Below are 20,494 nucleotides of genomic sequence, written 5' to 3'. Positions count from 1 at the left end.
CACTGCAAATAAACGGGCAGATTATGAAACGCGTATTCACAGCAATTCTATTGTTTCTATTGGTCGGGCTGCGCGCCGCGTCCGCTCAACAAGATCAGGGCGTCTGGGTGCAGGTCGAGGCGCAACCGTCCTTGCGCGAAGCACAGGATCGCGCGCAAGCCTACGCCGGTGCTCTGCCCGACGTGAACGGCTTTCGCCTGAACAGCGGCTGGTACGCAATCGTTATCGGCCCCTATGCGCGCCAGGACGCCGAACAGGTGCTGCGGGTGTATCGATCCGAAGGTCAGATTCCCCGTGACAGCTTCATCGCCTTTTCCGGCGGGCTCGGGCAACAGTTCTGGCCTATCGGTGCAAATGTGCTGAACCGTGGCTCTGTCGCGGCACCCGTTGCGCCGGTTGCTGAGGCCGAAGACACTCTGACAATCGCGCCCACTCAGGACGTGGATGAAACCCGCGCACAGGCCCTGCAATCCGAACGCCAGCTGACCGCGCAGGACCGCAAGGATCTGCAAACGGCGTTGCAGGCGGCCGGGTTTTACAACTCTACCATCGACGGGGCCTTTGGTCAGGGAACGCGCCGTTCAATGGGTGATTGGCAACGTTTTAACGGGTTCGAGGCAACCGGCGTGCTAACCACGTCGCAGCGCAAAGCCTTGATGGACGACTATAACGCGCCGCTGACCAGCGTTGGGATGGCCCGATATTCCGATGACGCTGCAGGGATCACGATGGACTTGCCTTTGGATGCTGTCCGCTTTGATCGCTATGAAGCTCCGTTTGCCCACTTCAACAGCGCATCCGAGCTGAACGCCAAAGCCCTCTTGATCAGCCAGGACGGTGACAAGCGCACCCTGCGCGCCCTGTATGAGGTCATGCAGTCGCTGGAAATCGTTCCGCTGAACGGCCCGCGTGAGCTGCGAGGAGACCGCTTCACCCTTGAAGGGCGTGGAAATGGCGTGGTGTCCTTTACACGGGCACGCCTGACAGACGGCAAAATCAAAGGGTATTCACTGGTCTGGCCCGAAGGCGACGAGGCACGCCGTGTGCGAGTTCTTTCGGCTATGGCCTCCAGTTTTACCACCACCGACGCGGTGCTCGATGCCGCCGCAGGTGCAGATGCCGCGCAAAACATCGATCTGGTGTCCGGCTTGCAAATCCGCAAACCGCGCCTGTCCCGCTCTGGTTTCTTTGCCGATGAGAAGGGAACCGTTTTGACAGTTTCGGAAGCCGTCGAGAACTGCACCCGGATCACTCTGGACGGGGATCAGGAGGTGCAGCTTGCCATGGCCGATGACGAAGTAGGAGTCGCGGTTCTGCGCCCATCCAATGCACTGGCCCCCATGAGCGTGGCCGCTTTCAGCCCGGCTCTGCCGAGTCTTCAATCTGACGTTGCGGTCTCAGGTTTTTCTTATCAGGGTGCCCTGGGTGCCCCGACACTGACATACGGACAAGTTGCCGATGTGCGTGGCCTGAATGGCGAGACAGGTGTTAAACGCCTGGCCCTGAACGCGCAGCCCGGCGATGCGGGCGGCCCGGTTTTCAATGACAGCGGCAACGTTGTCGGGATGCTGTTGCCCACACCGTCTGAAGGGCGCAGCCTGCCTGCTTCGGTCAGTTTGGCGGCCACTGGTGAGCGGTTGACGGAAATCCTAGCGAAGGCTGGCGTGTCCGGTCAGTCAAGCGAAGAAACCACGCAAATCTCACCCAACGAACTGAACCGCCGCGCGACAGGCATGACGGTTCTGGTGCACTGCTGGGATTGACTCGTTCCTGCTTGAAAAGCCCAAGGCGCCGCGCAACCACGCGGCGCTTTTTGTTACAGAATATCCGGCGTCACGTGGATCAGAGTTGGGCCCGGCGCGTCAAAAGCCGCACGAGCTGCGCCCTGCATCTCATCCAATGTCTCAGGTGCCACGGAACGCGCACCAAAGGCCTCGGCGAGTTTACAGAAATCCGGGTTTCGAGCCACCACGGCATTAGGCGCGATCTGGCTGCGCACCATGCTGTCTTCAATCTCTTTCAGCTTGCCGTTGTCCCACAAGATGATTGGCAGAGACAGACCCAGCTCAACCGCGACACCCAATTCCTGCATCGTGTAGTGAAACCCATAATCCCCGGCGATAACTGCCGTTGGTTTTCCACGCCGTGCAACTGCCCCGCCTATTCCGGCAGGCAACCCGTAACCAAGTGTGCCAAACCCCGTTGGATGATGCCAATGATGAGGATAGGCCACATCCCAGACCTCTTTCGCGACATAGGCGAACTGGGTCATATCAGAATAAATCATGGTGTCAGCCGGCATCGCTTCACGCAATGCGTCTGCGATCGGCACGATTCCGGGTCGTTCCGCGTCCACCTCGGCGCGCCAGCGTGCGCGCGCCTCGGCCACTTCGTCGGGCGACCAGCCTGTCGCTGGCTTCATGTTCTCGGTCGCCTGCCACAAGGCGCGGGCAAAGCTCTGACTGTCGGTCTGAAGCTTGATTGCGGCACGATGGCGGTCAGACAGAACCTCAGGGTCCAGATCCACACGGATCAGCGTCGCCTTGTGCCCCAACTCATGCCGCCACAAATCGACCTCTCCAAGCTCTGCGCCCACGGCAATTACAAGATCTGCCGAGGCAATTACTTCGGCGCTTCCGGGGCGCGGCAGCATGGGCCCGAAATCCAGCGGATAGTTCACACCCGTCAACCCACGCCCGGCATAGGTAGTAAAGCAGGCAGCCCCCAGCTGCGTCAAAATCTGTCGCCAGTCGTTGGATTTGCACCCTCCACCCAAGATGAACAAGGGCTTGCGTGACAGGTTCAGCATCGAGACAACCGAAGACACGTCAAGCGGCAACGCCTTGGTGCGCAGCGCAGGCTGGTTGGGGAATGGCGCCGGTTCAGCATCAGCCTCTAACTGTGCAATCGGCACCTGAATGTGTTTGGGCCGCGGTCGCGACAACTCGAATTCTTCAAAGGCGCGTTCTACCAGACTGTATGCTGCTGCGGCAGTGTCCGCCTGCACCGACCAATCTGCAACCGTCCCGGCCGCAGCGCGCTGATCTTTCATCTGGTGCAGTTGACCGCGCATAGCTTGCTTTTCGTCAAGACACGAAGACAACACCAACATCGGGACGGAATCGCTATAGGCCTGACCGATCGGTGTCATGATGTTGCACAGGCCAGGGCCTGTGATGACATAGGCGACACCGGGCTTGCCGGTTGCCCGCGCGTAGCCATCGGCCATGAACCCGGCCCCTTGCTCGTGTCGAGCCAGAACATGGGTAATTCCGGCCTCTTCGATGCCACGATACATTTCCTGATTATGGACGCCGGGAATGCCGAAAATCACATCCACGCCACGATCCTTGAGCATATGCGACAACTGTGCGCCAAGGGGTCTTTGCATCAGTTTCTCCAGAATTGAGTTGTGAAGATTGCGTAAACGGCCAGAAGTTCAAGCCGCCCAACCAGCATTCCGATTGTCAGCAGCCATTTGGCCGTATCGTTGAGGCCTGCGAAATTACCTGCCGGTCCGATCTGGCTGCCCAGGCCGGGACCGACATTGGCCAAAGCGGTCGCTGCCCCGGACACGGACGTGATGAAATCAAGGCCAGTCAGTGCCAAAGCCCAGGACAAAACGCCCATCGACAGAACGAAGAACATGAAAAAGCTCATCACCGAGGTCAGAACATCGCGCCCCACGGGCCGTCCGTCATAAAGCGGCACAAAAACCCCATGCGGGGACCTGATCCGCTTGATCTGAGTTTTGATCGACGCCAGCAACAGTTGGTAACGGAAGATCTTGATCGAACATGCCGTGGATCCGGCGCAGCCGCCAATCAACCCGATCAGGAAAAACAACATGACTGGAAAACTGCCCCACCCCATATAGTCGACACTGGCATATCCGGTCCCCGAGATGATCGAGGTTATGTTGAACAAGGATTCGCGAAACGCCTGTTCCCAGTGCCGCGGGAAAACCGATGTCAGAAAGACGGTCATGATCAAGACCAGCACCAGAACAGTCGCCAGAAAGACGCGGATCTGGCTGTCCTCCCACAAAGAACTGGTGTGGCCATTGGCAAGCTGAACATATCGCACGAAGGGCAGTGCCGCCAAAACCATGAACACCGCGGCCGCATATTCCACTGGCCCCGAGAAGGTTGCGAATGACGCGTCGTAGTTGGCAAACCCACCTGTCGCGATGGTGGTCATCGAATGGACGGTGGCATCAAAAAAGCCCATCCCGAGCCCGGCGTAGACCAACGCGCACACAACGGTCAGGAACACGTAAATCAGGGATATCTGACCGGCGATCTCTTGCGCGCGTGGAAGGATTTTCCCCATGGTTTCAAATCCTTCCGAGCGGAAGATTTGCATGCCACCCACCCGCAATTCTGGCAGGAACACCATCGCAACCACGATTATGCCAATGCCCCCCAACCATTGCAGAATACCGCGCCACAACAAAAGCCCCCGTGGCAGCGAGTCGAGCCCGGTTATGACGGTCGAGCCGGTTGTTGTAAGCCCCGACATCGCCTCGAAATAGGCATCGACAAAGCGCAGTTCGGTTTCACCAAACAGGAATGGGATTGCACCAAATACCGGCAGCGCGACCCATACGCCGGTTGTCAGCAAAAAGGTCTGCCGGATGGTCAGCCCCTCGCCCACGCCGTTGGAGCAGCTCATTGCCAGAACTGACCCGGTCAGCATCGTGATGATTGCGCTTTCCAGGAACACATGCCATTCCCCCCGCCCCTCGATCATGTCGGCGAGCATAGGAAACAGCATGGTCGCCCCAAGAATGGCGACCAGCAAGCCAATCACATATCCGACCGGGCGAAGATCCATCATGACGCGCAGCGTTGGCGCGCCAACCCGACCGTGTCAAGCAGATGATCCGAGTTACGCGTCGGATTTCGTACCTGCCCCGGGCATCGCGGGGGGGTTAGACGGCGCACGGGTTCTACGCGTCTGCGGATTGGGCTGCTCGACCGCCGGTGCCGGTTTTGACTGAGCGACAGAAGGCGCAGGTTTCGACGGTGCGGCCTTGCGCGTGCGGGGCGCTGGTTTCGCCCGGGTCGACACCGCTTTTTCTACAGGTGTAACGGTTTTGGGCTGAGCTTCGAGCGCCTTGGCAGCGGGCTCAACGGGCTGGGCCGGGGTTTGTTTGGACGGGGCCGCCTTGACGGTGGAAGCCGCGCGGGGGGCGGGCTTTCGTGCAACCTTTTTTGCGGGTGTTGCAACGGTTGCAGCTGATTTTGCGACCGGCTTGGGCTGAGCGGCCGGTTTTGGCGCGGGTGCAGGTTTGGTTTTCACAGCAGGCTCGGCCTTTGCCGAGGCCGTAGCACGCGGCTTGGCAGAAAACTCTACCGGTTTGGGTTCGGGTGTAGTTGCAACAGTCTTCTTTACAGGTTTTTTCGCAGCCACAGCCTTTTTTGCCACCGGTTTTTGCACACGCGGCGCAACTGGTTTTGCCTTGACCGTCGGTTTCTTGACCGGCTTCTCAGCAACGGATGCCGGAGCAGACGCGGCCAGGTGCAGCGCATGAACAGGGGCCATCGGCAGCTCGATTGCGGACCGGGCCACGATCTGCATGATCTTCATCTGGTTGGCCATCGCGTAGCCTGCCACTCGGAACGCCGCAGCCTGAAGCTCCAGCGAATGGGTAATCGGATTCATTACATGTTTCTCCTGTAAAAACGATGCAGCCCGAATTTTTGGGGTAAGGTACCCCGCCCGCACAGATTCGCCGCGCGGTGGTCGGGGTCTTGCAGTCCAAGGCGTGTCACGTCTCGGTATCCTTTCGGGGACGCACACCTTCCCGAAGGCAGGCGTACGTCTGCTGCATTCTCTTTGAATATACAGGCAAACAATGCGCAAGTGCAGCATTTTTGCTGCATTGCGGCAAAAAAACGCTGGTCGATGCAATCCCTGATTAAATTCTAACCGCTTACGTGGGGGAACTCACCCAACATGAAACAGGGTTGTGAACAATCGAGGGTCCAAGCTAGGCGTTTCAAACGTTGGGCCTTCGGTCAGAATCGACACGGCGTCATGGCTGTGCAAACTCTCTTGGTGGCTGGCAACGACGCGGAAATCGCCCACGTGGTGATCCGCCAACAGCTCGGCACAGAACAGGCGCGCGGCGTCTTCGACGAAAATCGGGTTGGCGGCGTTCAGCTCGGCAAAAGCCTGTTCGTCCTCGCGTTTGACCATGACCTGCGTTTCGGTCGGAACGGCCCGACGACATAGCGCAATCAGGTCTTCAAACCACAGGCAATCAGCATCGCAATCCACCACAACCGAAATACGCGCCACCGAGCGCTGTGAATGCGGCGTTGCAAGTTGCCCGCGCATGGAACGGGCGTGTTCACTTAGTTCCAGCGAGCATGGACAGGTCGAGGAGTACACATAATCCAGATGCATGATCTTCTGACGCACACCGTTTTGTTCGACCAGTTCCAACGCAATGTCGTAGTACTGATAGCCCTCCAGACCCGAGCGCAGGCTCTTTACCTTGTCCGGGTAGGAAAACCGCATCTGAATGCGGGCATCAAAGCTGTCCAGATCGGTCATGTAGTCGTCAAGTGCTGCTTCCATAACCTCGAAGCTGAAGGTGCGTTCCGCATGTTTGTAGAACGATCGCATGATCCGGGACATGTTGATGCCCTTCTTCTCGGCCTCCAGACTGACGGTACCTGTGATCGATGTCTCAAGCGACAGATCATCACCCTCTTTCCGGTGAAAACGGATCGGCAGGCGGAAATTCGAAATGCCCACATGCTGGATTTGCTGCTTGGCCCCGCGGATCAGGCTGGATGGACCATTCTGCAAGTCCGGCAACGACGCCCGATAAGCGGCATCTACTGCGAAATCCTCTGGATACTCGCGCGAGAGCGACGGATAATTCACCGCATCCAACCCCGGCACCAGACGCGCGATCGCCGGGTCCAACTGGCTGATCTCGGACGCGGAAGCCGATTTTGCCCACTGCCGCAGCACTTTCAGGGCCTCGGCAGCCTTTTCGCGGTCAGGTGTCTCATCAATGTCGCGCGGGTGAACGTTCATCGGATGCGGTTCCTCAATTGATCGTCGAACTATATACGACTGAAGTTCCTTTTCCAGTCTATCTCGATACGTTTGCAATAGCAGTCCGGATCGAAAAAAGCGGCGCCAAACCGTCAATTTGAAACGGTTTGCGCCCTTTTTTGGTTCTATCAGCGGGATGCAGCCCAAGAAGCAACCCATCCGGATAGATTTTCAAGCGGCACTCCGATGTCAGGTAACAGCCCGACAAAAAAAGTGCGCGCGCTAATACGGGTTATTTCTGCGAGACTTCCAAAGCCTGCTGAATATCGGCCAAAAGGTCATTGACGTCTTCCAGACCAACAGAAAAACGAACCAGTCCTGGCGCAATGCCCAACTCGTCTTTCTGCCCGTCGCTCAGACGTTGGTGCGTCGTTGTGGCCGGGTGCGTTGCGATGGATTTGGCATCGCCCAGATTGTTGGAAATCACAGGGATTGTCATCGCGTTCAAAAAGGCAAAGGCCGCGTCCTTGCCGCCTTTGATGTCCAGCGACAGAACCGTGCCGCCCTTGCCGCCAAGCTGCGTCTGCACCAGTGCATTCTGCGCATGGGTTTTCAGGCCGGGATACAGGGTACGCTCCAGCGCTGGGTTCCCTTCCAGAGCCTCAGCGATCTTTTGCGCGCTTTCAGCCTGCGCATTTACGCGCAGAGCCATGGTTTCCAGACCTTTCAGCATGACCCAGGCGTTGAACGGGCTAAGCGCACCACCGGTGTGCTTCAGGTACGGCTCGACCGTACCGCGGATGAAATCCCGGGTGCCGATGATCACTCCGCCCAGCGCGCGGCCCTGACCGTCAATGTGTTTGGTCGCCGAATAGATGACGACATCTGCACCCTGTTCGATCGCGCGCGAAAAGACTGGTGTCGAGAAGACGTTGTCTACCACGACAAGGGCGCCAACGGCATGGGCCAGCTTTGCCACCGACGCGATATCGATCACTTCCAGTGTCGGGTTCGACATGGATTCGAAGAACACCGCCTTGGTGTTGGGCCGGATCGCAGCTTTCCATTGCTCAAGATCAGTACCGTCAACAAAGGTCACATCAACGCCAAATCGGGTCAGGATGTTTTCGACAATGTACAGACAGGACCCGAACAACGCTTTGGCGGACACAATATGGTCGCCAGCCTTCAGCATTGAGGTCAACGCACCATTGACAGCCGCCATGCCCGATGCCGTCGCAAAGGCGTCTTCGGCCCCTTCCAGCGCCGCGATGCGCTGTTCGAACATCGACACGGTGGGGTTGCCATAACGGGCATAGATGAACTCATCGGGGCCGCATTCCAGAAACCGGGCCTCGGCCTGTTCAGCATTTTCATAAACAAAGCCCTGCGTCAGGAAAATCGCCTCGCTCACTTCGTTATATTGACTGCGGCGGATGCCGCCATGGACGGCTTGGGTGCGTTTGTTCCAGTTCTCGCTCATCTCTTTCCTTTCAGCCTCCGGCGGAGGCAAACAAAAAACCCCAGACGCGGCCAAGCGAAAGGGGTCTTTCATCCTGACCTTTTAGCGGTGTTGTTTAGCGTGGCCCGCAATCCGGTAACAAATCGCCACGTGTTCTGTGATGTTGCCCTTACGCCGCACTCGCAAATTCGTCAACCCCGGCAGGCGCATCGTCACGGCTCTGTAACCAAGCATTCACCAAAACGTCATAGCGCTATGACAGAGCGGCACCACAACATCTTGTGTGAGGCAGAGCCAATGCCAATTATCAGGATCAATGCTGTAGACGATCAGGCCCATCTGCACGGTAGGTCCCGTCCCGTGATGGAGGTTCAGCGACAAGCCAGCGGTACAGACGGCCCGGTTGTCATCATGACCCACGGCTACAAATACCGACCGGACGATGTGAACGACTGCCCTCACCGGCATATTCTGTCTTGGCAACCCGGGGCCGCGCCCTGGTACAGCCCAAGCGGGCCGCAACAACTGGGCTTTGGGGCCGGGTTCGAAGACGAAGGTCTGGCCATCGCGTTCGGGTGGCACATCGCCGTGCCATTGAGGCCGGGCGCGTACTGGCTGAAACCATAACCGAACTGCACAGCCTGAACCCAAGTCGCCCTATCCATTTCCTAGGCCACTCGATGGGTACTGAACTGGTGCTGGAGGCGTTGCAACACATTCCTCCCAAAGCGCTGATCCGAATCATTTCGATGACCGGTGCTGCGTATCACAGCCGAACCATTCAAGCGCTAGCCACCCCTGCGGGGCAACACGTCGAATTCATCAATGTCATAAACGCGAGAACGACCTGTTCGACGCCTTATACGAGTTGCTGATTCAACCACCCCAAAAAGGGGATCGCAGCATTGGCAATGGTCTTGAAGCGGTAAACGCGGTCACCTTGCAGATCGATTGCCCGGCAACGCTGGATCATCTGTCCAAACTGATCTTTCCGATTACAGTTCCGGTACGCCGCGTATGCCATTGGTCCAGCTATACCCGCCCGGGTATCCTGCAGGTCTACAACGCCTTGTTACGAGATCCGAATGTCCTCAGCCTGACTTCATTGCGCGTTGGAGTCCCCGCCCGATCGCATCGTCGCTGGTCACGGCTTTTTGCTCTTCCTCGGCCTCAAGCCCTCTTGCCGTTTGCCCAGAAAGCCTCATGATCTCTGCAACCTGAGGAGATACCATGATCGACCTGTATTTCTGGCCCACGCCAAACGGCTGGAAAGTTTCCATCGCCCTGGAAGAGATGGAACTGCCTTACACCACTCACCTGATCAATATCGGCAAGGGCGATCAATTCGACCCGGAGTTTCTGAAGATCGCCCCCAACAACCGAATGCCTGCCATCGTCGATCCCGATGGTCCTGATGGTGCGCCCGTTTCCGTGTTCGAAAGCGGTGCGATCCTGATGTATCTGGCCCGCAAGACCGGGCGGTTTTATGGCAAGACCGAACGTGAACGGATTGCGGTCGAGGAATGGCTGATGTGGCAGATGGGCGGCGTCGGCCCCATGGCCGGTCAGGCGCATCACTTTCTTAAATATGCCCCTCAGCTGGACCCGCCACAGGACCTGCCTTATGCCAAGGACCGCTACCGCACCGAGGTCGCCCGTCTATACGGCGTGTTGGATCGCCGATTGGCAGAGAACGAGTACGTCGCGGGCGATTTTTATTCCATCGCCGACATGTCAATCTGGGGCTGGGCCAGCCTGTGGGAAGGGCAGCAGCATGTACTTGAAAACACGCCTCATTTCGCCCGCTGGCTTGAAACCGTCAGCGCCCGCCCCGGCGTCCAGGCTGGCCGTGCATTGCACGCTGACCTGCGTGGGGATCACCGGGACAGGCAATCGCAAGGGGTTTTGTTCAAGCGTTGAATGCGAGTAGAAATCGGCAACGATCCGTGTGAAATGAACGTGCCAACCGCAGGCTTTGATACAGCGTTTCAGGACAGAAGTACTTTTGCAAATTTACGCGCCATCGCGTGATGGGACATCGCCGACACGCACGAAGATATTTACATGGCCTCATGTTCTGAACGCAGGCGCATTCCCCGAAAAGCCATATTGGCCTGCATCGGCCCTGATGCTTTCATAACCACGCCATAGCAGATTTGATCCTGCTCTACAGCAAAGCTTCCCTACCTTAGAACACGATGAAGCCCATTCAAGGCTTTGAGCACGGCGCAGTTTGTCAACGAAACTGGAATTCAGGCTCCGCAGGAAAGCGCATCGGTTTGCCTGTCCAATGCCCGCTGCGCAACTTTGTTATGTTCCTGCCGTCAACACGCATCCCGGTCGTCAAGACAAGTGCTGATTGCTTTGACGTTGTCTTCCGCACCGGGTCGACTGATGTGCTGGTGGTATCGAAGGGGAAACTATCCGGCAGTCTGGAGCGCCTCGAACTGAAATTCGGAACCCCACGCTGTTTCCGGTCCGTGTCCCCTATCGACCGTGAAAATTCCGTGCCCTTCAGATGCTGCAACTCTGAACGGTATTCTTCAGCGACCCCAAGGTGTTTACACTCGAAGACGTATGCGCTTAACGCCTCTTCGATCATTCTGGCGGTGTGTACACACCCCTTTGACCGCGTGAGTTTTACGAGTTCAGCAAGGCGGTTACGGAGGTGGTTTTCCTCAAGATCGGTGGTTTCATCGAGCGATTTATGTTGTGTTACGTTGGTCATCCCGACTGACTCTGAGAAGATGTTGAGTATTGCATGATCAAACCTAATCCCGAACACAGGCCGACGCGCAAAGACGCATTCAGATACCTGCCTTACTTCTGAGAGTCGACCAACGGACGCCAGATTGGCGGAAAAGCGCTTTATGCACTTAGGTGGGTTAAAAATGAGGATTTCTTCCTGCCTGAACGGAAATTTTCGCATGGGTGCAAGCGATTGAAAATCAACTGATCCATCGCCGGTCCCCTTTCAACCTCGAAGGGGATCACCAGCCGCCGAAAACCGACCCGAGTATCACCCAAGAACTCAGAACTATCCATGTTCCGGTGATCAGCCAAAACATCAAAGGTCGAGTCGCGCGGTCAATTGGTTCAACAAAGTCGGCGCGCCCGGATTTTAGCGCCAGACATGTCCAGATCAAAAACAGGACACCCCAGAACACCTGTAAATCCATGATCACGGCCAGCCAGACACAAGCCAATGCGACCAGCGACTTCCAGGCTATTCCATCGGTCGTATTTCTTTCGGTCGCATGCGGGGTTTTACCGACCGCAGCGGCATTCTGACCCGCATTCTGGATCATGAAATGAGCCCCTTGCCGGTCTGACACCAAAACGCGCCCCTCTGGCAAGTCATTGTGATGATGCCCATCCCGTGCCTCGATTTGCCGAAGGGTATCGCCAACCGACCTGACACCAAAACACGGCATCCAATAGCGAAACTTTCCACGGATGGCCTCGGGCACCTCTTCGGCCTGTGCGATAACTGCTCCGTCGGGATGGCGTATTTCATAGCATGGCCATGGGCTTGCTGAGCTTTTCTCAAAGCGCCACCCAAACAGGTCCGCATAAAACGGTGCGATCAGCGTGATGTCAGGAACGTGGTGAAATCGGCTTATAACCTTGCCTATTCCCGGCGCTCCGGTCTGGATGTCCGGCCCTTCATACATCGTAAAGCCTGCGCCAGATGGATCCCGAACCAGCGCGATACGCGCTGCGTCGCCGAAGGGGTGAGGTTCTACCTCGATGATGACGCCCTCATGTGTCCGGGCGCTTTCAACTTTCGCGTCCAGATCATCGACATGGACATAAGACATCCAAAAAGACGGCATGTTTATTTTTGCCAAGCGATCCGGCATCGGGAAAACCGCCGCGACTTCCTGCCCGCCGATGGTGGCAAAGTCATAGGTATCTTCTTTGCCAAATGACCAATCGAATAACTCGGCATAGTCCGCTCTGGCAGCACGCATGTCGTAGGTGGACAGGTCCGTCCACAGAAAATGTCCGTTTGCCATCGCACCCTCTTATCCGCTTCGATACCTGTCCGAGCTATGACCGGCAAAGCGCCCTGTCCAGAGGCCAGACTATACGCAGATTGCTTTAATGCCCCTCACCCCGCACCAGCACATCCAGCATGCCCGAGATATCTTCGATCTCTTCCGCAATCACATGAGTCACCGAATGCGCCCGCTGCATCCGGCCCGTCACCTTCAGCAATCGCCCTGAAATCACCGCGCGGCGGAATTGCTCGTAAATTTTGCGCCACACCACCACATTCACGATCCCGGTCTCATCCTCGAGCGTCAGAAAGATCACCCCCTTGGCCGTCCCCGGCCTCTGCCGCAGGATAACCAGCCCGGCCACGGCCACGCGCGCGCCCTCGGGCGGTGCGGTCAACTGGTTTGACGGCAAACAAGATGGCGGACGTGGCCAGTTCTGGTTGGAAACCACAGGATGAAAAGAGGTAACAAGCATGAGAACAAAAATAGAACAAACGCCAAGAAAGTCCAGACACGGCCTCAGGAGTCGCAAATGAGGCTGGAAAGACCTAAATGCCTTGACTAAGGAAGAATTCGAACATCGCAAAAGGAAGACGCACGCAATGGCAAAGATCACCTATGTCGAGCACGGCGGTACCGAACACACTGTCGAGGTCGCCAACGGACTGACCGTCATGGAAGGGGCCCGTGACAACAACATTCCCGGCATCGAGGCCGATTGCGGCGGCGCCTGCGCCTGCTCGACCTGCCATGTCTATATCCACGCCGACTGGGTCGAGAAGATCCCGGCCAAGGATGACATGGAAGAAGACATGCTGGACTTTGCCTATGAGCCCGACCCGGCCCGCTCTCGCCTGACGTGCCAGATCAAGGTCACCGACGCGCTGGACGGTCTGGTCGTGCAGATGCCGGAAAAACAGATCTGATGATCTCCAAAGCGCCGCGCCTGTCCGCCCGCCTGTGGCGAACCCGGGCACGCGGCGCACTGACAACTCTGTGCCTTTGGGCATCGGCCTTTGGCACAGCAACAGCTGCCGATCAAATTAAAGCGGCCAAATTTACAGAACCAACCACACGCTATGCGCATGGGGTCTTGGGCGACAATGTTGAATATGGTGCATTGGAACTCCGTGTTCAAAATACCGATTCAAACCTAAAGACCGTAACCATTCGCCTATCCGAAGATCGCGTTTTTGAAGATCTCGCACCACGGCTTTTGGACATTGGTGCGGACGGCACGCCCGAGGCGATTGTCGTCGAATCTCAGGACCAACTTGGCGCACAGCTCTCCATCTACGACGCAAGCGGCAAGAAAGTCGCCGCCACGCCCCATATTGGCACCCGTTTCCGCTGGCTCGCCCCAATCGGCGCCGCCGATCTGGATGGCGATGGCCATGTCGAAATCGCCTATATCGACCGTCCGCACCTCGCCAAAACACTGCGCGTCTGGCGCTTCAAAGACGGTGGCCTGACCGAAATCGCTGCTCTGCCCGGTTTGACAAATCACAAGATCGGTGAGGACTTCATTTCCGGCGGGCTACGCATATGCGACGACCATCCCGAACTGATCGTCGCCAGCGCGGACTGGGCACGGATCATTAGTGTTTCCTATAAGGATGGCTGGCACGTGACCGACCTTGGCCCGCTCAAACGTCGGGATAACCTCTCATCAGCCCTGAATTGCTGATCCGCTCTTCATCTAGCCCAAAATATCCTGGGGGTGAGGCCGCAAGGCCGAGGGGGCAGCGCCCTTAGCCCGTTCGTTAGTTGTACTTTCAGTTGTGGTCGAGAAGTTTTCACCTCTGACTGTGATCCCAGGGGCATTGCCCAAGCGCGAACGTCAAAATCGGCCCATAGTGGACATCGGTATAGGCTGCGGCGAAAGTCCGAATCGAGCGCATCCCGGAAGCGATGAAATTGCGCTATACGCGCGCAGCAGATCTTTCGCCATAGCATCAAGAAAAGCCGCCATGCAACACAGCAGAATTTTCGGCCATTCAAGCATATTGCAGAAAGCTTCAAATCGTCAGTAGTGGAACTGCAAACTTTGCGGACCTGTGCAGAAGCATCACAAGCCCACACCCTGTCAGCCCAGTTCGGCATAATTTCGGCCAATAATGCGCGCAGCTGATTGAAGCTGAGCGTGGTGATCTCTTACGACAGCGTCCACCGAACGCTCACTGGCGTTCCATACCAGATTAACGGCGCCGATAGGGTTTTTGTCGGCGAGAATGGGTACAGCGACGGCGCCTGGCAATGCACCGTAATCCACCGCCCGGCCCCAATGCCCTTCCGCTCGGATTGCATATCCTCGTTCTTCAATGCTTTTTAGAATTGTTGCGAGCCTGGGCAATGCTTGGAGGTCTTCACGGGGCAACCGGTCGGCAAGATCTTGTAGCGCCTGCGCTCGATCGGCACCCGAAAGCGCAAACAAGAAGGCTGTGCCTAACGCTGACAGGATAGGCGATGGACGGAAACCTACGCTGTCCGGGTGAACACCATGCATATTGAATACTCGAGTGGTGTCGACGATCTCAATCCGTCCGCCACCGATCCCCGCAGCCAAATCAACGCCCAGCCCCGTTTCACGGCTTAGCTGCACAATCACATCCTTACCGACCGCAACAACGCGGTCGGTAAGGTTCGGTGAGCCGTCGCCCAGCGGAAAGGCCGAGCCAAGCTGGTAATTACCGTCGCTGCTTCGGCGCAACAACCAGCGACGCGCTTCGAGCGTTGCACAAATACGTAACAAAGTCGGTTTGGGCAGGGCTGTCTGAGCTGCGAGAACGGCCAGCGAAACCGTGCCAGACGTATGGACGACCTCAAGCACAGCCAGGCCACGGTTGATTGAGCGGTTTAGTTTTGCCATTACTTCGTTCCACCTGGTGGAACGGTTATTCGACAAGAATGTAGCTGTCCAATACTTTCTCTCCATGCGTCGCGCACCTCGAAGGGAGAGCGGGGAATGCCGGAGTAGACGCAAAAGGGAGGACACCGTGCCAAACCTCAACACGTCCGCGCTCGCGGACTATGTCATCTTGCTATTGTCTCTGATCGTGGTCAGCGTCGTCCTTTACGTTTCGGTATTCGGCGTCTTTTCAGATTCCTTTTTGCGGGTCGGCATGCTGTTGGTCGGCGGTCTGCTTGTAATCCTTTCGAGTTTCGGAAAGTCGGACAGTCCCTGGAATCGCTTTTTTTTGACTCTCACCGCTGTCGCGCTTTCGCTTGGCGTCTATCAGTACTTCCGGGCTGCCGAAGAGATCGAAACCGGGCTGTATTTCCTGACATCCAAGGATATCTGGATGGGTCTTTTTGGTTTGATTGCGGTCGTAGAACTGACACGCAGATCTGTCGGGTTGGTCATGGCACTGGTCGCCGGAGTCGTGCTGTCCTACGGCGCTTTTGGCCATTTGGCACCTGGTTTTCTTAGGCACGCGGGCATTTCTACCGGCGAACTTTTAACTGTATTGTGGTTCTCTTTCGACGGTGTTTTTGGGCGGCCCATGGCCACAGTTGTGTCGACCATTCTGATCTTCATTCTGTTTGGTGCGCTGCTTGAATTTCTGGCCATTGACTTGGTGCTGGTGCGCCTTGCGCTGGCCGCAACCGGGCGACTGCGGTCCGGTCCTGCAGCCGCGGCGACCGTCGCCAGCGGGCTTTTTGGCACGATCTCGGGCTCTGCGGTTGCGAATGTAGTGGGTACTGGCGTCATCACCATTCCGCTCATTAAGAAGCGTGGGTTTTCGCCACGGTTCGCTGCGGCTGTGGAATCAGCCGCCTCAAGCGGGGGGCAGATCACCCCACCGATTATGGGTGCCGTCGCCTTTATCATGGCCGATGTAACAAACGTACCTTACCTGACCATCTGTGCCGCTGCCGCCGTGCCTGCGTTGCTCTATTATGGCGGCCTTTTTGTCGCCATCTCGAGCGCTGCACGCAACATGGATCTGGTCGACGACGAGACCCGCGAGAAAGTCCAGTTCAACTGGCGCGAGCTTGTACAGATGGCGATCTTTGCTATCTCTCTGGCCGGGATCGTGGTGACAATGGTTGGCGGCGCCTCGCCAGCTTATGCCGGTTTTGTCGGTGTCGCGATGGCGGCAGCCATGGGTTTTGCGATCCGACCCGACCTGCTGTTCGACGGTCAGGCCTGGCTTAAGTTCATCCGGTCGGCTGGGTTGATTTCGGCCCAGCTTGTGGTGATCGTAGGCGCAGTGGGGATCGTCATTGGCGTGCTCAACCTCACCGGAGTAGGCCTGCGCTTTGCCTCGCTGTTGTCAAGCCTCGCCGAAGACCAATTGATCCTGTCGCTGATCCTGATGGCCATCGCTTGCCTGCTTCTGGGCATGGGCATGCCCACGGTTCCAGCTTATCTAATCATCGTCCTGGTCATGGGACCTTCCCTGCAAAAGCTGGGTGTGCCGATCGTTCATACACATATGTTTGTGCTCTATTTCGGCGTCCTGTCAGCAATCACGCCACCTGTAGCGCTCGCCGCTTTCGCGGCGGCACCAATCGCGGGGTCCGCCCCCATGAGCACGGCACTGGAAGCGTCGCGGCTGGCGCTGCCGGGTTTCGTGATCCCGTTTGCGTTTATCTACAAACCGGCTTTGCTGCTGGGCACCGGGTTTACAGTTGTGGAATCGGTACAGGCGATCCTGTTCGTTTTGCTCGCCACGATCCTGATTTCTCGCGCCTGTTATCCCCGCCGAGGCAAGGGATACATGACGCCCATTGGGCTTGCCCTCGCAATCGGCCTTATCTTTTTCGGGCCCATCGTTTCGTGGATCGCCGCGGCTTGCGCCATCGGCTTGATGTATTTCGACCGGTTGGGTCTGATGACAAAAAAAAATCAATTTTCATGACGGCAAGGAGGACCAACCCATGAAAGCCACCAAACTGAACCGCCGAGCGGTACTGGCCAACGCAGCGGCGGCAACTACTCTTGCGCTTCTACCCCGCGCAGCAATGGCCAAGGAGCTGTTACGGATGTCGACACTCGGACCGGGCACCAGCCCGAACCTGATTATGACAACTTTTGCAAACATCGTGAACCGCGAATTGCCGGACTACGAAATCCAAATCAACGCCACCGGCGCAGCCACACGCCACGTGCTTGAAGTGGCAATGGGGGAAACCCAGTTCTGTATGACATCTCCAGCACTGCATGCGCTAATGTCCAATCAGAAAGCAATGTTCGCAAAGCTTGACCAGGCCCCCGCGTTGTCCAAGAAACTGCGCGCTGTGCTGAACTTCCCGATGGGTGTCTACCATATCGCGGTCTACGAATCCTCGGGTATCAAATCGCTGGACGAGGTCCGTGGCAAACGGGTCTTCCTCGGCCCTCCGGGAGGTGCGGCTTTCGCCACGATGAAGCGCCTGTTCAAAGCGGTGGCTGATCTGGAAGAAGGCACGGACTACGAAGCTGTGAAGCTCGGCTGGGATGCGGCAGCGGCGTCGTTCCAGGATGGCAATCTCGATGTCTATTGCAACCCGACAAACGCGCCAAGCCCGGTACTGACGCAAATCGCCGTGACCAATCCGATCCGATTCCTGGGCATCCCGAAAGACAAATTGGAAACCGATGGTGTCAAGGCGTTGGCAAACCGTCCCGGCTTTGGCTTGGGCACTCTTCCTGCCGGTGTGTATGGTGACAACCAGCAAAACGAGGGCGACGTGACCACGCTGCGTGTTACCGTCGGAATCGTCACCAACGAAGACGCTGACGAGACGATGGTCTACGAAATGACCAAGTCTTTCTTCGCTGGAGTTGCCGAGATGGGCGAGAGTGCGCCATGGTTAGAGGCCGTCAATCCGGAAGCAGCAGTGGCCGATATCAACATGCCGTTGCACCCAGGTGCGCTGCGCGCGCTTGAGGAGCTGGGCGTGGCGATCCCCGACGCCGCTCGTATGTAACCCCAAAAAACTGTCGGGGCGGAAAGGTCCCGACCTAATAATCAGGTGGTCCGGTATCATGCCCAAGAACGTTCTTTTTATCATGTGCGATCAGCTTCGGTGGGATTACCTCTCCTGCACTGGGCATCCCCATCTGCACACGCCTAATATTGACGGGCTTGCCAAGCGTGGCGTGTTGTTCGACCGCGCTTATGTGCAATCGCCGATTTGCGGCCCATCTCGCATGTCGTTTTACACTGGGCGCTATGCCAGTTCTCACGGGTCGACCTGGAACAACATACCGCTGAAAGTCGGCGAGTTGACCCTGGGTGATCACCTGCGCCCATTGGGTGTTCGCGCCGCACTTTGCGGCAAAACACACATGACCGCCGATGTCGAGGGGATGCGTCGCCTTGGCCTGTCGCCTGACAGCGAGATTGGTGTGCTGGTGTCGGAATGTGGATTTGAACCCTTTGAGCGGGAAGACGGGCTGCATCCGGACGGCCTCCGATATCCGCGCAACACAGCCTATGACACCCACATGAAAGAGCGCGGCTGGCCAGACGAGAATCCTTGGCAGAGCGTCGCCAACAGCGCCGAGGACGCAGAGGGAAATATCCTCAGCGGCTGGTTCCTTGACAACGCCGATAAGCCCGCGCGCGCCGCCGACGAGGACAGCGAAACGCCCTATATAACCGGGCGAGCGATGGATTTCATCCGCGAAGCGGGCGACACCCCGTGGTGCCTGCACCTTAGCTATATCAAACCACATTGGCCCTATATCGTCCCGCCCCCTTACCATGAGATGTACGGTCCAGAGACCCATCGGGACCCGGTGCGCAGCGAGGCCGAAAAGGCCGATCCCCATCCCGTCTACGGCGCATTCATGCAAGAGCGCGTTTCGCGGGCCTTTTGCGACGACACCGCCCGGACTCGGGTTCTGACAGCCTATATGGGCCTGATCAAACAACTGGACGATCAGATCGGCCGACTGATGGAGTTTGTCGAAGAACAGGGGATTGCGGACGATACGATGATCATCTTCACTTCCGACCATGGCGACTATCTGGGTGATCACTGGATGGGCGAGAAAGAGCTGTTTCATGACGCCTCGGCCCGCATCCCACTGATCGTCGTCGATCCCAGCCCTGAGGCCAACACGACCCGCGGTCTAAAATCTTCGGCCTTGATCGAGGCGATCGATGTCGTGCCCACGATCCTCGACTACTTTGGCGGCGCGTCGGTGCCCCATATCATCGAAGGCCGGTCGCTGCTACCGATACTACACGGACAGGCAGACAACGTGCGGGATTTTGCGGTGTCCGAATACGACTACTCGATGCGCGATGTGCGCAGGCGTCTTGGGGTCGAAGTCAAAGATGCCAAGTTAACAATGCTGTTCGACGGACGATGGAAATACATATTTGCGGAAGGGTTCCGACCCATGCTTTTTGACGTCGCTACAGACCCCGACGAATTTACCGATCTGGGCACCGACCCGGCTTTTTCAGAGGAGCGGGCACGGCTGGAGCTACTTTTCTTTGGCTGGGCCCGGAGGACATCCCAGCGCACAACTATGTCAGACGCGCAGATCGCCGGGCGCAATCCTGGTTTGGGCGAAGCCATGGCAGGGATCCTGATTGGCTATCGCAACGAAAACGAGTTGCGCGAGGTCATGGACCAGGCGGAAAACGGGGTAAATCCCGCTCGCAAGACGTCCTGAGGCAATGATCTGAGCAAACTTGATGTGGCGAAGGCTATCGCCGATTCGGCCTTGGTTCCGGTATCAGACCGCCCCTTCGGTCAAGGCCGATATGTTGGCGAGGCTGAGCAATGCAACGGATCGTCTTGCCCAGGGGGTAACCTTTGCGATCTTCGCCAGGATGCCGCCAAAATACGGTTTGTTCGCTGCAACCGTTGTCACAATCATCGCGGCGATCAGAGTCCAGCAGCGCTCAGTGCATAGCGAGTTGGGGACGGGCATTGGGACTTGTGCGGCAAAGGAACGTTTTCCCTCAAAGCAGTCTTCTGTGCATATCGCAGCGAATTTCTGCTTCTCGCCCGTTTCCTCGCCCTCACGCTCAACAGGGGACAACAACGGTTTCGTCTTCAGCGC

General features: G+C 57.3%; 19 protein-coding genes and 1 riboswitch. Of the genes, 9 read left to right on the top strand and 10 right to left on the bottom strand.

What is annotated here, in order from left to right; genetic code table 11:
• Positions 1-23 precede the first annotated feature (23 nt).
• Positions 24-1,763: a serine protease gene (locus tag AC2FJZ_RS05235; protein ID WP_496776324.1), complete on the top strand. Its 1,740-nt coding sequence runs from the start codon at positions 24-26 to the stop codon at positions 1,761-1,763.
• A 53-nt stretch (positions 1,764-1,816) separates the two neighbouring features.
• Here AC2FJZ_RS05235 and AC2FJZ_RS05230 read toward each other — a convergent pair whose 3' ends face one another.
• The 5 genes from AC2FJZ_RS05230 to metZ form a co-directional block, all read right to left on the bottom strand.
• The gene (locus AC2FJZ_RS05230) at positions 1,817-3,391 is read right to left on the bottom strand and encodes a thiamine pyrophosphate-binding protein (protein WP_496776322.1); all 1,575 of its coding nucleotides are present in this window, start codon (positions 3,389-3,391) and stop codon (positions 1,817-1,819) included.
• A complete protein-coding gene (locus tag AC2FJZ_RS05225) occupies positions 3,391-4,839 on the bottom strand; it encodes a TrkH family potassium uptake protein (protein WP_050602620.1) in 1,449 nt (482 codons plus the stop codon). The genes AC2FJZ_RS05230 and AC2FJZ_RS05225 overlap by 1 nt, the downstream gene beginning before the upstream one ends.
• 51 nt (positions 4,840-4,890) lie before the next feature.
• On the bottom strand, positions 4,891-5,667 hold the full coding sequence (locus tag AC2FJZ_RS05220; RefSeq protein ID WP_496776321.1) for a hypothetical protein: 777 nt from the start codon (positions 5,665-5,667) through the stop codon (positions 4,891-4,893).
• 285 nt (positions 5,668-5,952) lie between these two features.
• Entirely contained in the window at positions 5,953-7,056 is a 1,104-nt protein-coding gene (folE2, locus tag AC2FJZ_RS05215; RefSeq protein ID WP_496776320.1) for a GTP cyclohydrolase FolE2, read from the bottom strand.
• Positions 7,057-7,309: 253 nt separating this feature from the next.
• On the bottom strand, positions 7,310-8,500 hold the full coding sequence (gene metZ / locus AC2FJZ_RS05210) for an O-succinylhomoserine sulfhydrylase (RefSeq protein WP_496776318.1): 1,191 nt from the start codon (positions 8,498-8,500) through the stop codon (positions 7,310-7,312).
• A 61-nt stretch (positions 8,501-8,561) separates the two neighbouring features.
• Positions 8,562-8,639, bottom strand: a riboswitch (SAM riboswitch).
• A 137-nt stretch (positions 8,640-8,776) separates the two neighbouring features.
• Here metZ and AC2FJZ_RS05205 point away from each other — a divergent pair.
• The 3 genes from AC2FJZ_RS05205 to AC2FJZ_RS05195 all read left to right on the top strand — a co-directional run bounded on the left by AC2FJZ_RS05205 (position 8,777) and on the right by AC2FJZ_RS05195 (position 10,399).
• Complete coding sequence (locus tag AC2FJZ_RS05205) at positions 8,777-9,106, top strand: hypothetical protein (RefSeq protein WP_496776316.1); 330 nt, start codon at positions 8,777-8,779, stop codon at positions 9,104-9,106.
• Positions 9,055-9,354, top strand: coding sequence for an alpha/beta hydrolase (locus AC2FJZ_RS05200; RefSeq protein ID WP_496776313.1), 300 nt, complete (start codon positions 9,055-9,057; stop codon positions 9,352-9,354). The genes AC2FJZ_RS05205 and AC2FJZ_RS05200 overlap by 52 nt, the downstream gene beginning before the upstream one ends.
• Positions 9,355-9,709: 355 nt before the next feature.
• On the top strand, positions 9,710-10,399 hold the full coding sequence (locus AC2FJZ_RS05195; protein ID WP_496776311.1) for a glutathione S-transferase N-terminal domain-containing protein: 690 nt from the start codon (positions 9,710-9,712) through the stop codon (positions 10,397-10,399).
• 316 nt (positions 10,400-10,715) lie between these two features.
• Here AC2FJZ_RS05195 and AC2FJZ_RS05190 read toward each other — a convergent pair whose 3' ends face one another.
• From AC2FJZ_RS05190 to AC2FJZ_RS05180, 3 genes are all read right to left on the bottom strand, one after another.
• On the bottom strand, positions 10,716-11,207 hold the full coding sequence (locus AC2FJZ_RS05190; protein WP_496776310.1) for a hypothetical protein: 492 nt from the start codon (positions 11,205-11,207) through the stop codon (positions 10,716-10,718).
• Between the two features lie 262 nt (positions 11,208-11,469).
• Positions 11,470-12,498 carry a VOC family protein gene (locus tag AC2FJZ_RS05185; protein ID WP_496776309.1) on the bottom strand — a complete coding sequence of 343 codons (1,029 nt, stop codon included), beginning with the start codon at positions 12,496-12,498 and terminating at the stop codon, positions 11,470-11,472.
• An 85-nt stretch (positions 12,499-12,583) separates the two neighbouring features.
• Complete coding sequence (locus AC2FJZ_RS05180) at positions 12,584-12,958, bottom strand: OB-fold nucleic acid binding domain-containing protein (RefSeq protein ID WP_050602626.1); 375 nt, start codon at positions 12,956-12,958, stop codon at positions 12,584-12,586.
• Between the two features lie 127 nt (positions 12,959-13,085).
• On the opposite strand from AC2FJZ_RS05180, the gene AC2FJZ_RS05175 reads away from it, so the two are divergent.
• Together AC2FJZ_RS05175 and AC2FJZ_RS05170 are read left to right on the top strand one after the other, a co-directional pair.
• Entirely contained in the window at positions 13,086-13,409 is a 324-nt protein-coding gene (locus tag AC2FJZ_RS05175; protein WP_050602627.1) for a 2Fe-2S iron-sulfur cluster-binding protein, read from the top strand.
• Positions 13,409-14,170, top strand: coding sequence for an FG-GAP repeat domain-containing protein (locus AC2FJZ_RS05170; protein WP_496776308.1), 762 nt, complete (start codon positions 13,409-13,411; stop codon positions 14,168-14,170). Before AC2FJZ_RS05175 ends, AC2FJZ_RS05170 begins: the two co-directional genes overlap by 1 nt.
• 399 nt (positions 14,171-14,569) lie before the next feature.
• Here the strand turns inward: AC2FJZ_RS05170 and AC2FJZ_RS05165 are convergent, their stop codons facing one another.
• A complete protein-coding gene (locus tag AC2FJZ_RS05165; protein WP_496673486.1) occupies positions 14,570-15,352 on the bottom strand; it encodes a helix-turn-helix domain-containing protein in 783 nt (260 codons plus the stop codon).
• Between the two features lie 127 nt (positions 15,353-15,479).
• Between AC2FJZ_RS05165 and AC2FJZ_RS05160 the strand changes: the two genes are divergently transcribed.
• From AC2FJZ_RS05160 to AC2FJZ_RS05150, 3 genes are read left to right on the top strand one after another with little or no spacing between them, the layout of a single operon-like run.
• Positions 15,480-17,348 (top strand): TRAP transporter permease, encoded by a 1,869-nt coding sequence (locus AC2FJZ_RS05160; RefSeq protein ID WP_496776307.1) that lies wholly within the window; start codon positions 15,480-15,482, stop codon positions 17,346-17,348.
• 19 nt (positions 17,349-17,367) lie between these two features.
• On the top strand, positions 17,368-18,399 hold the full coding sequence (locus AC2FJZ_RS05155; RefSeq protein WP_496776306.1) for a TAXI family TRAP transporter solute-binding subunit: 1,032 nt from the start codon (positions 17,368-17,370) through the stop codon (positions 18,397-18,399).
• Between the two features lie 58 nt (positions 18,400-18,457).
• Positions 18,458-20,101 (top strand): sulfatase-like hydrolase/transferase, encoded by a 1,644-nt coding sequence (locus AC2FJZ_RS05150; RefSeq protein WP_496776305.1) that lies wholly within the window; start codon positions 18,458-18,460, stop codon positions 20,099-20,101.
• Positions 20,102-20,164: 63 nt separating this feature from the next.
• Here the strand turns inward: AC2FJZ_RS05150 and AC2FJZ_RS05145 are convergent.
• Positions 20,165-20,494, bottom strand: a 330-nt coding sequence (locus AC2FJZ_RS05145; protein WP_496673498.1) for a hypothetical protein, incomplete at its 5' end; no start/stop codon positions are given.

It is taken from the genome of Ruegeria sp. CDSA079 (assembly GCF_059612245.1).
The sequence above is the reverse complement of the archived record's forward strand: the minus strand, read 5'-3'. Positions and strand labels throughout refer to the sequence as shown.